Annotated in this window: 10 protein-coding genes; 6 read left to right on the top strand and 4 right to left on the bottom strand. The window is 56.3% G+C overall.

All coding sequences use genetic code 11. The features are described from left to right. The first annotated feature begins 94 nt into the window (after nucleotides 1-94). The 4 genes from hemF to ampH all read left to right on the top strand — a co-directional run bounded on the left by hemF (nucleotide 95) and on the right by ampH (nucleotide 5,785). On the top strand, nucleotides 95-1,009 hold the full coding sequence (gene hemF / locus N1689_RS17420) for an oxygen-dependent coproporphyrinogen oxidase (protein ID WP_260059570.1): 915 nt from the start codon (nucleotides 95-97) through the stop codon (nucleotides 1,007-1,009). A gap of 346 nt (nucleotides 1,010-1,355) precedes the next feature. Beyond that, nucleotides 1,356-2,306 carry a transaldolase gene (gene tal, locus N1689_RS17415; RefSeq protein WP_013358671.1) on the top strand — a complete coding sequence of 317 codons (951 nt, stop codon included), beginning with the start codon at nucleotides 1,356-1,358 and terminating at the stop codon, nucleotides 2,304-2,306. 57 nt (nucleotides 2,307-2,363) lie between these two features. Beyond that, nucleotides 2,364-4,364, top strand: a complete 2,001-nt coding sequence (gene tkt, locus N1689_RS17410; protein ID WP_253419594.1) for a transketolase — start codon at nucleotides 2,364-2,366, stop codon at nucleotides 4,362-4,364. 257 nt (nucleotides 4,365-4,621) lie between these two features. Next, nucleotides 4,622-5,785, top strand: coding sequence for a D-alanyl-D-alanine-carboxypeptidase/endopeptidase AmpH (gene ampH, locus N1689_RS17405; protein WP_202605073.1), 1,164 nt, complete (start codon nucleotides 4,622-4,624; stop codon nucleotides 5,783-5,785). Here the strand turns inward: ampH and N1689_RS17400 are convergent. From N1689_RS17400 to N1689_RS17385, 4 genes are all read right to left on the bottom strand, one after another. Further along, nucleotides 5,782-6,855, bottom strand: coding sequence for a DUF1176 domain-containing protein (locus N1689_RS17400; protein WP_161736424.1), 1,074 nt, complete (start codon nucleotides 6,853-6,855; stop codon nucleotides 5,782-5,784). The two genes, ampH and N1689_RS17400, sit on opposite strands and share 4 nt — an antisense overlap. Nucleotides 6,856-7,041: 186 nt before the next feature. After that, nucleotides 7,042-7,620, bottom strand: a complete 579-nt coding sequence (nudK, locus tag N1689_RS17395) for a GDP-mannose pyrophosphatase NudK (RefSeq protein WP_161736423.1) — start codon at nucleotides 7,618-7,620, stop codon at nucleotides 7,042-7,044. Nucleotides 7,621-7,762: 142 nt separating this feature from the next. After that, nucleotides 7,763-9,259 carry an L-asparagine permease gene (gene ansP, locus N1689_RS17390; protein ID WP_161736422.1) on the bottom strand — a complete coding sequence of 499 codons (1,497 nt, stop codon included), beginning with the start codon at nucleotides 9,257-9,259 and terminating at the stop codon, nucleotides 7,763-7,765. 280 nt (nucleotides 9,260-9,539) lie between these two features. Beyond that, nucleotides 9,540-9,812, bottom strand: coding sequence for a DUF1471 domain-containing protein (locus N1689_RS17385; RefSeq protein WP_161736421.1), 273 nt, complete (start codon nucleotides 9,810-9,812; stop codon nucleotides 9,540-9,542). A 253-nt stretch (nucleotides 9,813-10,065) separates the two neighbouring features. Between N1689_RS17385 and narQ the strand changes: the two genes are divergently transcribed. Both narQ and N1689_RS17375 read left to right on the top strand, forming a co-directional pair. Beyond that, nucleotides 10,066-11,754, top strand: a complete 1,689-nt coding sequence (gene narQ, locus N1689_RS17380; protein ID WP_260059564.1) for a nitrate/nitrite two-component system sensor histidine kinase NarQ — start codon at nucleotides 10,066-10,068, stop codon at nucleotides 11,752-11,754. A 129-nt stretch (nucleotides 11,755-11,883) separates the two neighbouring features. Next, on the top strand, nucleotides 11,884-12,513 hold the full coding sequence (locus tag N1689_RS17375; protein ID WP_161736419.1) for a response regulator: 630 nt from the start codon (nucleotides 11,884-11,886) through the stop codon (nucleotides 12,511-12,513). Nucleotides 12,514-12,524: the final 11 nt, after the last annotated feature.

The raw sequence follows: 12,524 nt of genomic DNA, 5'->3' as shown, positions 1-12,524 counted from the left end.
TGGCCGGTTTGCGTCGTGCAACGCGCCGCGCCCATACAAGCGGCGCGCTTTTGCGTATAATCGCGTCAGACTTTGATAAACGATAAGCGAAAAGATGGCTGATATTTCCCGCGTAAAAGCGTTCCTGCTCGCATTGCAGGATGAGATTTGTAACCAGCTGGCGGCTGAAGATGGCGGCGCACAGTTTGCTGAAGATAGCTGGCAGCGCCCTGGCGGCGGCGGTGGTCAGAGCCGCGTCCTGCGCAACGGCGCGGTGTTTGAGCAGGCAGGCGTCAACTTTTCGCATGTGCATGGCGATCAGATGCCGGCATCAGCGACCGCGCACCGGCCCGAGCTGGCCGGTCGCAGCTTTGAAGCGATGGGCGTGTCGCTGGTGATCCACCCGAATAATCCCTATGTGCCGACCAGCCACGCCAACGTGCGCTTTTTTATCGCAGAGAAACCGGGGGCCGATCCGGTCTGGTGGTTTGGCGGCGGCTTTGACCTGACGCCGTTTTATGGCTTTGAAGAAGATGCGCTGCACTGGCATCAGACAGCCGCTAATCTCTGTCAGCCCTTTGGCGAGGATGTCTATCCGCGCTATAAAAAGTGGTGTGATGATTACTTCTATCTGAAGCATCGTGATGAGCAGCGCGGCATTGGCGGCCTCTTTTTTGACGATCTCAACACGCCCGACTTTGAGCAGAGCTTCAGCTTTATGCAGGCAGTAGGCCGCGGCTTTATGGATGCCTATCGGCCCATTGTGGCGCGCCGTAAAGATCACCCGTGGGGCGATCGTGAGCGCCAGTTCCAGCTCTACCGCCGTGGTCGCTATGTGGAGTTCAATCTGGTGTGGGACCGTGGCACGCTGTTTGGTTTGCAGACCGGCGGCCGTACGGAATCGATTCTGATGTCGATGCCACCGCTGGTGCGCTGGGAATATGATTATCAGCCCGATGCCGACTCTCCAGAAGCTGCGCTCTATCGCGATTTCCTGCCGGTAAAAAACTGGCTGAACCTCCCGGTCTGATCGCTTCTCCCGCTGCAGCGCGGCCCGCAACCCGCGCTGCGCTTACCTTTCTCCCGACAGACCCGTTCCGTTTCACAGGGCACAGATTGCTACAGTGTTACCTGCGTCATTCGTCCTGACTGCTATGCTTAAGGATGGAATATGGCGCACCCCACGGTAAAAACCGCATGACGGCTCCTTCTCACCGCCTCGCAGCGCAACAATCAGAGAAACCGCATTTTCATCAGAAAGTCTCTGTTGCAATGTTATGGGTTCGCGTTACCGGTAGCAGAACATGCCACAGACCGGCTGCGAGGCCTGAGGTGCACCCTGTTCGCTTTCATTTTTCTTTTCAAGGAGTTTAGAGATGAACCAGCTAGAAGCCCTAAAACAGTTCACTACCGTGGTGGCGGACAGTGGTGATATCGAATCGATTCGTAATTACCACCCGGAAGACGCCACCACCAACCCTTCACTTATTCTGAAAGCGTCCGGTCTGGAAGGGTATAAGCACCTGATGGATGACGCGATTGAGTACGCGAAAAAACAGGGCGGCAGCAAAGAGACGCAGATTATCAATGCAAGCGACAAAGTGGCGATCAACCTCGGTATGGAAATCCTGAAAAGCATACCGGGCCGTGTTTCGACCGAAGTGGATGCGCGCCTCTCCTTCGATCGTGGCATGTGTGTCACCAAAGCAGAAAAACTGATTCGGATGTATGAAGAGCATGGCATCGATCGCTCACGCGTACTGATTAAGCTGGCCTCGACCTGGGAAGGCATCCGTGCAGCGGAAGAGCTGGAGAAAAACGGCATCCACTGTAATCTGACGCTGCTGTTCTCCTTTGCGCAGGCGCGTGCCTGTGCCGAAGCGGGCGTGTTCCTGATCTCTCCGTTCGTTGGCCGTATCTACGACTGGTATAACTCACGCAAGCCACTGGAACCCTACGTGGCGGATGAAGATCCAGGCGTAAAATCTGTGCGTCGTATCTATGACTACTACAAAAAGCACCGTTACAGCACCATCATCATGGGCGCCAGCTTCCGTAAAGTGGAGCAGATTATCGCGCTGGCCGGCTGCGATCGCCTGACGCTGTCGCCGAACCTGCTGGAAGAGCTGCAGAACAGCGATGCGCCGCTGGAACGAAAACTGGAACCTTCTACCGAAGGCTTCCATCAGCCGTCACCGCTCTCCGAGGCGGAGTTCCGCTGGGAACATAACCAGGATCCAATGGCAGTCGAAAAACTCTCTGACGGCATCCGCCAGTTCGCGGTTGACCAGCAGAAGCTGGAAGATGTGCTCGCCGCACGCCTGTAGTCTTTATTTTAATCGGGCGGGACGTTCCCGCCCTGATGCATAACAAGGGAGAACTTTATGTCCTCACGCAGAGAGTTGGCAAACGCGATTCGTGCACTGAGCATGGATGCGGTTCAGAAGGCAAATTCAGGCCACCCCGGTGCGCCGATGGGTATGGCCGATATCGCCGAAGTGTTGTGGCGCGACTTCCTCCAGCATAATCCGACCAATCCCGCCTGGCTTGATCGTGACCGCTTTATCCTCTCCAACGGCCACGGCTCCATGCTGCTTTATAGCCTGCTGCACCTGAGCGGTTATGACCTGCCGATTGAAGAACTGAAAAATTTCCGTCAGCTGCACTCTAAGACCCCAGGCCACCCGGAGATCGGTTATACGCCTGGCGTTGAAACCACCACCGGCCCACTGGGTCAGGGTCTGGCTAATGCCGTAGGCCTGGCGATTGCTGAGCGCACGCTGGCTGCACAGTTTAACCGTCCGGACCATGAAATCGTTGACCACCATACCTATGTGTTTATGGGCGATGGCTGTCTGATGGAAGGGATCTCGCACGAAGTCTGTTCTCTGGCGGGCACCCTGGGTCTGGGCAAACTGATCGGCTTCTATGACCACAACGGCATCTCGATTGATGGCGAAACCGAAGGCTGGTTTACCGACGATACGCATAAACGCTTTGAGTCATATAACTGGCATGTGATCGGCGACATCGACGGCCATGACGCTGATGCTATCCGCGAGGCGATCAAAGAAGCGCAGAGCGTCACCGATAAGCCTTCACTGATTATCTGCCGCACCATTATCGGTTTCGGTTCACCGAACAAAGCCGGTAAAGAGGAATCGCACGGCGCAGCGCTGGGCGAGGCCGAAGTGGCGCTGACCCGTAAACAGCTTGGCTGGAACTATCCGGCATTTGAAATCCCGGCTGAAATCTACCAGCAGTGGGATGCCAAAGCAGCGGGTGCTGAACGCGAAAAAGCCTGGGATGCGAAGTTTGCGGCTTATAAAGAGGCCCATCCCGAGCTGGCGAAAGAGTATGAGCGCCGTATGAATGGCGAAATGCCTGCCACATGGGAAACCGAAGCGACCCGCTTCATCCAGGATCTGCAGGCTAATCCGCAGAAAATCGCCAGCCGTAAAGCATCTCAGAACTCACTGGAAGCCTACGGCAAAATGCTGCCGGAATTCCTTGGCGGTTCCGCTGACCTGGCGCCGAGTAACCTCACCATCTGGTCAGGCTCTAAATCGATCAAAGAGGATCCTGCGGGTAACTACATTCACTACGGCGTGCGTGAATTTGGTATGACGGCAATTGGCAACGGTATCGCGCATCATGGTGGTTTCGTGCCTTACACCGCAACCTTCCTGATGTTTGTCGAATATGCGCGTAACGCCGCGCGTATGGCTGCACTGATGAAGGCACGCCAGATTCTGGTCTACACCCATGACTCCATCGGTCTGGGTGAAGATGGCCCGACGCACCAGCCGGTAGAGCAGATCGCCAGCCTGCGTCTGACGCCAAACATGAGCGTATGGCGTCCGTGCGATCAGGTCGAAACGGCTGTAGCGTGGAAAGCCGCCGTCGAACGTCATCACGGCCCGACAGCGCTAATCCTTTCGCGTCAGAATCTGCTGCAGCCGGAACGTACCCCGGAGCAGATCGAAAACATCAAACGCGGCGGCTACGTGCTGAAGGATTGCGACGGTACACCAGACGTGATTCTTATCGCGACCGGTTCAGAGATTGAGATCACCCTGGGTGCAGCGGATAAGCTCACGTCAGGCGGTCACAAGGTGCGGGTGGTTTCACTGCCTTCAACTGACCTGTTTGATGCGCAGGATGCTGCTTACCGCGAATCCGTACTGCCGAGCGGCGTGAAAGCGCGTGTGGCGGTAGAAGCGGGTATTGCGGACTACTGGTTCAAGTATGTCGGTCTGGACGGTGCGATTGTCGGTATGACCACCTTTGGTGAATCCGCCCCGGCCAGTCAGCTGTTCCCGGAGTTTGGCTTCACGGTTGAGAATATCGTCAGCCACGCTGAAGCATTACTCAAGCCAGTTTAATGCTTATGCCCTTCCCGGCTCACCGGGAAGGGCCATTTCCACATATAGCCTGATACATAAAAAAAACTCCATTCCCCCCCTTCCCGCCCTGCGCAAACTCATTACTATAGAGCCGTCATACTTAATGCTGCCTGTGCGCTGGCTGTCCGTCTTTCCCTGCTGTTGTTCTGCCGGGATAACGCGGTTCGGACCTGATGCATCCCGATGAGTGAAGGCAGATTTCCTCCGATTTTATAGCGAAGCCACTTCCGTTGAACATGCGCACACCCTATTTACTGGCCCTGATGGTTTCACTGCTTCCATTAAAAAGCATGGCGCAGGTCGCGCCCGATCCGCTGCTGGCCTCTCAGATTGTTGATCGCTATGCGGAACATATCTTTTACGGCAGCGGTGCAACCGGCATGGCACTGGTGGCAATTGATGGCAATCAGCGAGTGTTCGCCAGCTTTGGTGAAACCCGTCCCGGCAACAATGTCCGTCCGCAGAAAGATTCGCTGATTCGCATCGCCTCGCTGAGTAAGCTGATGACCAGTGAAGTAATGGTAAAAATGGCTGAGCGCGGACAGATTCGCCTTGACGATCCCCTGAGTAAATATGCGCCCCCGGGTGCACGGGTGCCCACTTACAATGGCCAGCCGATTCGCCTGATTAATCTCTCAACCCACACCAGTGGACTGCCGCGCGAGCAGCCAGGCGGCAAAGCGCAGCGTCCGGTGTTTGTCTGGCCAACGAAGAGCGAACGCTGGGCATGGCTGGCGCGCGCGAACCTCAAAGCCGCACCAGGCAGCAGTGCCGCCTATTCCAACCTGGGCTACGATCTGCTGGGCGATGCGCTGTCACGTGCCAGTGGAACACCCTATCCGGCGTTGTTTCAGCAGCTGATTACCCGTCCGCTCGGCATGAAGGACACCACGTTTACGCCATCGCCTGAGCAGTGCGGACGCCTGATGGTGGCCGAAAAAGGGGCCAGTCCGTGTAATAACACGCTGGCCGCGATTGGCAGCGGCGGGGTTTACTCAACACCGGATGATATGGGCCGCTGGATGCAGCAGTTCCTGAACTCGTCGGTTAACCATCGCACGCCGCAGATCGATCGCCTGCAGACGCTGATCTATCGCCGCGACCAGCTCACTAAAGTCGAAGGCATGGATGTGCCGGGTAAAGCGGATGCGCTGGGCATGGGCTGGGTCTACATGGGACCGAAAAGTGGTCGTCCCGGTATCATTCAGAAAACCGGCGGCGGCGGCGGATTCATCACCTATATGGCGATGGTGCCGCAGCATAACGTGGGGGTTTTTGTGGTGGTGACGCGTTCGCCGCTGACCCGCTTTACGCCGATGAGCGACGGTGTGAATAATATGCTGGCCGAACTGGTCGGCAACCAGCTTGGCTCACCGATGATGGTGCAGGTCATTCGTTAACGCTGCTGTACGCCACCGTCAGACTGGCTGACCCACAGGGTTGGCCAGTCATCACTGCTATGCCAGGCATCACAGGTCGACTCTTCCGCATATTCCGCTAACACAAAATGTGTGCCATCAAATTGCCAGCGTGTCGCCCTGCCGCAGTCGCCTAATCCACGGCCCTTACCAAACGTGTAGAGCTGACCGCTGGCCGCGTCATATTCGGCGTTAATCAGCTCAAGCTGACGATCGCTGGCGCCTGGCGGGGTGAACGGCAGAGTCAGGGTGATCCCACGCGCCACATAGGGCGGACTGCGTGTCACTTCAAACGCCAGATCGATCACGTTATATGCACCCATTTCACAACTCACCAGCAGCAGCGCGCGCTGGTCGGTAAGTGGCGCCACGCTGACTTCACGGCGCAGCGGATCGAGTGAGCAGGCGTCGGTATTAACCCGCCAGGTGCCGTAGTCAATTAATCCGCTGGTCTCATCGCGCGTCAGTGCAGCGGGTGACCTGACCGCAGGCGGCAGCGGCGGCAGTGCAGGCGGTGGCGGGACATCCCAGCTGGCCCTGTCGCCACGTTTGATCCACGCGCTCATACTGTTGACCCGTCCCTGAGTGTCATCCATCAGCAACAGCGCGGCCTTCATGCCGCGCAGGGAGATCAGCGCATTGGGATCAAAAGTGAGCTGCAGGTTTTTGGCCTCCATCACCAGATCAAAAAATTCATCAATGGCGATAGCATTGCTGGTGGCGAGATGATGCGGCTCTACCGTCCAGTGTTTGAGGTCGGGTTTAAGCCGGCGCTGATCGAGCAGCAGGTTATCCTGTAGCGGGCCACCCGGCAGCGCACCACTGTAGGCGCTGCCATAGTCTATTCGGAGCAAGGGGCGATCGTTGACGCCCGCATGCCGCGAAATCGTCATCACCAGCCCTTTGTCCCCCGGAATATTCCGCGCCACGCAAAAGGCTTCATTGTTACAGGTAATTTGCCAGTCGTTGAATGACTTTTGCAACGGTTCCGCCTGAACAGAGGCAACCCACAGAGACGGCAACAGCCAAAACGATTTCATCCAATACGACATTAAGAAGATCGATCCCCGAATACCCAGAGTGGAGAGAATAGCGCATCAACGGGCCTGCCAGGGTTTACAATCTGTGAACCTGTGCAAAAAGCGCAGTTAACTGCTTAAAAAGCGCACATAAAGTGGATTAACGCTCACCACTCTCCCTCAATGCCGGCACGCGGCAACAGGCTTACTGGCACGGTTTTATGGCGTCAGCCAGCCCGCAATCTGTGCATGCTGAAGCAGCATGATGGTTTTGCCGTCACGAATGCGACCCTCAGCGACCATTGCCAGCGCATCCGGAAAGCTTAATTCCAGCACGTCGATCGACTCATCTTCAACGCCGCCCCCCGCATTGTCGCGCAGCGATTCATTATAAACCGCTGCAAAAAAGTGGATCAATTCAGTGACGCCGCCCGGCGACATATAGCAGGCATAGAGTTTTTCCACCTCGCCCACCGCATAACCGGTCTCTTCAATCGCCTCTTTGCGAATGCAATCTTCCGGAGAGTCGTCGTCCAGCAAGCCCGCACAGGCTTCGATTAACATGCCGTCGTCGTTACCATTGACGTAAGTCGCAATACGGAACTGGCGTGTCAGGACCACGCTGTTCTTTTCACGGTTGTAGAGCAGTATAGTCGCCCCATTTCCGCGGTCGTAGACTTCGCGTTTATGGCGGATAACCTCGCCACGACGATCGGTAATCTCATAGGTGTAGTTACGCAGCACAAACCAGTTTTCAGACAGGAGCTTATCTTTGATGATAGTGATCTTAAACGACATGAGGACTCCACTACCGCATAAAGGGAGCTTTTCATCATAGAGGGGGGCTTACGGGAAAACTATCCTAATTCTTGTCGTAACGTGTCGATTTGCGGGCAAAAAAAAGCCAGCCCGGAGGCTGGCCTGATTGCTGCAAAACTTATCAGCGTGAGGTGTCGTCAGCCAGGCGGGTCGGCTGAGGCTCTTCTTCGTGATGATCCTGTTCGGTCTCAGCTATGGCGTGAACGCGCTTACGCACGCCAAACCATCCCAGCACCAGTAATACCGCAATCAGCGGAATGGAGGCGATGGTGTACGTCCCGTTCGGGTAGTCAAACGCCATCAGCACCAGCACACTGAACAGGAACAGCAGCGTCAGCCACGAGGTAAACGGCGCGCCTGGCAGCTTGAAGCTGACATCATCCGCCTTGCCCTCTTTGATCGCTTTGCGCAGACGCAACTGGCAAACCACGATAAAGGCCCAGGAGGAGATAATGCCCAGCGAGGCAACGTTCAGGACGATCTCAAACACCTGAGAAGGCACATAGTAGTTAAGCACCACACCAATCACATAGACGGCGACGGTCACCAGAATACCGGCATAAGGAACCTGCTGACTGTTCATCTTTGACATGAATTTCGGCGCAGAGCCACCCATCGACATGGAGCGCAGAATACGCCCGGTCGAGTAGAGGCCGGAGTTCAGGCTGGAAAGCGCCGCACTCAGCACTACGATATTCATGATGCTGCCAACGTAAGGCACGCCCAGCTTCGAGAAGAAGGTCACGAACGGACTCTGACCCGCCTGATAAGCGTTCCATGGCAGCAGCAGCACCAGCAGCACCACAGAGCCGACATAGAACAGGCCAATACGCCAGATCACGCTGTTGATTGCTTTCGGCAGCATGGTTTTCGGGTCTTTACATTCGCCGGCCGCCGTACCCACCAGTTCGATAGAGGCAAAGGCGAACACTACGCCCTGAATCAGCACCAGTGCTGGCAGTAAACCGTGCGGGAACAGGCCACCGTTATCGGTGATCAGATGGAAGCCGGTGCTGTTGCCATCCAGCGGTTTGCCGGTGCCAAGGAATACCACGCCCACCACCAGGAAGATGACAATCGCCAGCACTTTTACCAGCGCGAACCAGAACTCCATCTCGGCAAACCACTTAACGCCAATCATGTTCATGGTGCCGACAATCGCCAGCGCGCCCAGGGCGAAGACCCACTGTGGCACATCACCAAACGCGCCCCAGTAGTGCATGTAGAGCGCGACGGCGGTGATATCAACGATGCCGGTCATCGCCCAGTTGACGAAGTACATCCAGCCCGCCACATAAGAGGCTTTCTCGCCCAGGAATTCACGAGCATAGGAGACGAAGCTGCCGCTGCTGGGACGGTGTAATACCAGTTCGCCCAGCGCACGCAGAATAAAGAAGGAGAAGATGCCACACACCAGATAGATGATGGCTAAAGCGGGGCCAGCAGCCTGCAAACGGCCACCTGCGCCCAGGAACAAACCGGTACCGATGGCACCGCCGATCGCAATCATCTGTACGTGACGGTTACCCATCGCCTTCTGGTAGCCGGCGTCATGAGAGTTGAGCCAGCGTCGTTTCGCAGCGCGCATCTCGCCTGGGGTTTTGTTTTTAGATTTCATAGCATTCCTGTTTGTCCTGACTATCAGTCGTCGCATCCCCGTTTCGGGCGTAATGCCCTGTGAAATGGGGTATTTTCCTCTATGCGTTTGCCTGTGAGTGAGTGCCAGGCAGCGCGGGAATTTACGGCGATGAATCCTACCCGTTCTGCAAGAACGAAGCAAAATATACCGGGCAGATGCACAGGCTGATTTGTAAGAATCCATCCTGATGCACAAAAACAAAAAAACCGGCCATTTTCAGGCCGGTAAAAGCTACAGGGATGGAAACAGGAGGGTTGGGTTAGCGATAAATCTCTGCGGTGCCGCTCCACAGGCTGGAGTCGCCTGGGTTATCAACGCCGATAACGCGGTAATGGCTGGCGCCCATCTCTTCCGCTTTTTGCGACAACTGGCGATTCGCATCGTCCAGTGAGCCGCGAACGCCGGAGACTGACACGCTGCCGATGCTCTGCATGTTCTGAGCCTGTGACCGGTCGACCGGCGCAGCAGCAAAAGCGGTAAAGGAAGCGGTAGCCAATAATGCGCCCGCCAGTACAGCATTCAGCTTTTTCATTGGATGCTCCTTAATCTGTGATCGGGTTGAGCTGATGACTGGATGAATTATTAGCGTTGCAATGAAAAGCAACATCGGGACGATGTAAACCTGTTCCTTTTTTAACCACAAATCGGTAGCCCATCCTGGGAACTGTCAGTTGTGGTCATTTTATGTGCGATGTGTAACCGCCTGTGCGATAAACAGGGGATGGATCATTTGCGTTACGTTATTGCGCTCTTATAATTCCCGCACTTTCAACAGGGCCATCCATGTGATTGTTAAACGTTCCGTTACTCAAAGCATCGCTAAGGCGCTCAGCGCCATTGTCCTGCTGTCGCTGCTCACCACCGGTCTCGCCTTAGTCACGCTGCTCAGCAGTCAGCGCGATGCGGAGGCGATCAATCTGGCGGGATCCCTGCGCATGCAGAGCTATCGCATGGCATGGGACGCCAGCCGTCAGCCACAAAATCTTGCGCATCACCTGACGCTCTATCAGCAAACGCTGGATGCCCCGGTGCTGCAAAAGCTGGATCGGCCCTGGGTACCACGCGAAGTCAGCGCTCGCTATCAGCGACTGCGCGCTGCATGGCCTTCCCTGCAGCAGCAGTTGCAGCAGGGTGATACCGTGGCATACCAGCAGCAGGTGCCGATCTACGTCGGTGAAATTGATCGCTTTGTACTGGGTTTGCAGCGCTATACCGAGCTGAAAATGCGTCTGGTGGCGGCCAGCAGCCTGGCAGGTGTCATTGCTATTGTCGTGCTGGCACTGATGACGATTCGCTTTACCCGGCTGCAGGTGGTGCGGCCACTTAATGCGCTGGTCACGGCCAGTCGCTACGTCGAAAGCGGCAATTTTGCTTTTCCGCCGCTGCACGTTGAGCAGCAGAATGAACTGCGGGTACTGTCGCATGCTTTCAGCGGCATGGCGGCGCGTCTGCATTCGCACTATCAACTACTGGAAAGTACGGTACGCGCGAAAACGGAAGACTTAACCCAGGCGAATCGCACGCTGTCACTGCTTTACGACAGCTCGCAGATGCTGACGGCCAGCCCGTTGCATCCGGCACTGTTTGAGGCAGTGTTAACCACTGTGCTGACGCGCGAAAAACTGACAGCGATCCGGCTGGACAGCGACCAGTTTCAGTTCTGCGCGGGGGATGTTCAGGCTGACGGTGAGTGGCAGCGTCTGCCGTTACAGCAGGACGATCAACAGATTGGCGAACTGCGCTGGCAGTCGGCTGGCGTTACGTATCCCAATGAGCTGATGCGCAGCCTGGCGGCGATGCTGGGACGGGCAATCTGGATCTGGCAGGCACAGCAGCAATATCAGCAGATGCTGCTGATTGAAGAGCGCGCCACCATTGCCCGGGAATTACATGACTCGCTGGCCCAGTCGCTCTCGTTTTTACGTATTCAGCTGACCCTGCTGCGCCGCACTGTGGATAAGGATGACAGCGCCGCCCACGCGATTATCGCTGACTTCGATCAGGCGCTGGCCGATGCCTACCGTCAGCTGCGTGAGCTGCTGACCACCTTCCGCCTGACCATTGAGCAGGCGGATCTGGTGGCGGCGATGCAGGCGATGATCGCCTCGTTGCAGGAAAAAAGCGGCGCAGAGATATACTTTAACTATCAGACCGGCCTGCAGAGTCTTGAGGCACAACAGCAGGTGCATGTGTTGCAGATTGCCCGTGAGGCGCTGCTGAATGCCATCCGTCACGCCAGCGCGCAGGTGATTCGGGTGGATTATCAGCACAGCGAACAAGGTGAGCACTTACTGACAATTACGGATGACGGGGTGGGAATGAACAGCACTGACGAACCCGCGGGCCATTACGGTCTGACGATTATGACAGAGCGTGCCCAGCGCCTGAGTGGCAACCTGACGATTCACACTCAGCAACGGGGTACCCGGGTCGAACTGCGCTTTCCACCGCAACCGGCGCGCTCACTGACATAAAGCGCCCGACGTGATGTTAACTTATTCAGATAATCTATCGGTCTCAGCGCGCAGGCCAGCGGGTACGGACCCCTATGGTGCCAGCTCTGCTCTTCTGCCGCCGCCTGAAGCCGATGAAATGGAGAACCTATGCAACAGCCCGCATTAACATTGATGATTGTGGATGACCATCCGCTGATGCGCCGCGGTGTTCGTCAGCTGCTGGCGCTGGATCCCCGACTTGAGGTCATCGCAGAAGCCAACAACGGCACGGAAGCGCTGGCCGAGGCCCGCCGTCAGGAACCCGATATTATTCTGCTCGACCTGAATATGAAAGGTATGTCCGGGCTGGATACGCTGAAGGCGTTGCGCCATGAAGGGATCAGTTCACGCATTCTGGTCCTGACGGTCTCTGATGCCCGCAGTGATATCTTCGCCATGGTGGATGCGGGTGCCGATGGCTATCTGCTTAAGGACAGCGAGCCGGAAATCCTGCTGGGGCATATTCTGCAGGCATCGCAGGGTGAAAAGGTCTTCAGTGAAGGCGTGGCCCGTTATCTGGCTAATCGCCAGCACAGTGCCGATCCCCTGCGTCAGCTCACCGGGCGCGAGTGCGACGTGCTGCAGGAGGTGGCGCGCGGCCTGTCGAACAAAGAGATCGCGGCTATTCTGCACATTTCTGAAGAGACCGTAAAAGTGCATATCCGCAACCTGCTGCGTAAGCTGGATGTCCGCTCACGCGTCGCTGCCACGGTAATGTGGCTTGAAAGCCGCAAATAGCCAACGAATTT

It is taken from the genome of Pantoea sp. XY16, assembly GCF_025153065.1.
Lineage (GTDB): Bacteria > Pseudomonadota > Gammaproteobacteria > Enterobacterales > Enterobacteriaceae > Pantoea > Pantoea alfalfae.
This window is presented reverse-complemented; position numbering and strand designations above follow the sequence as displayed.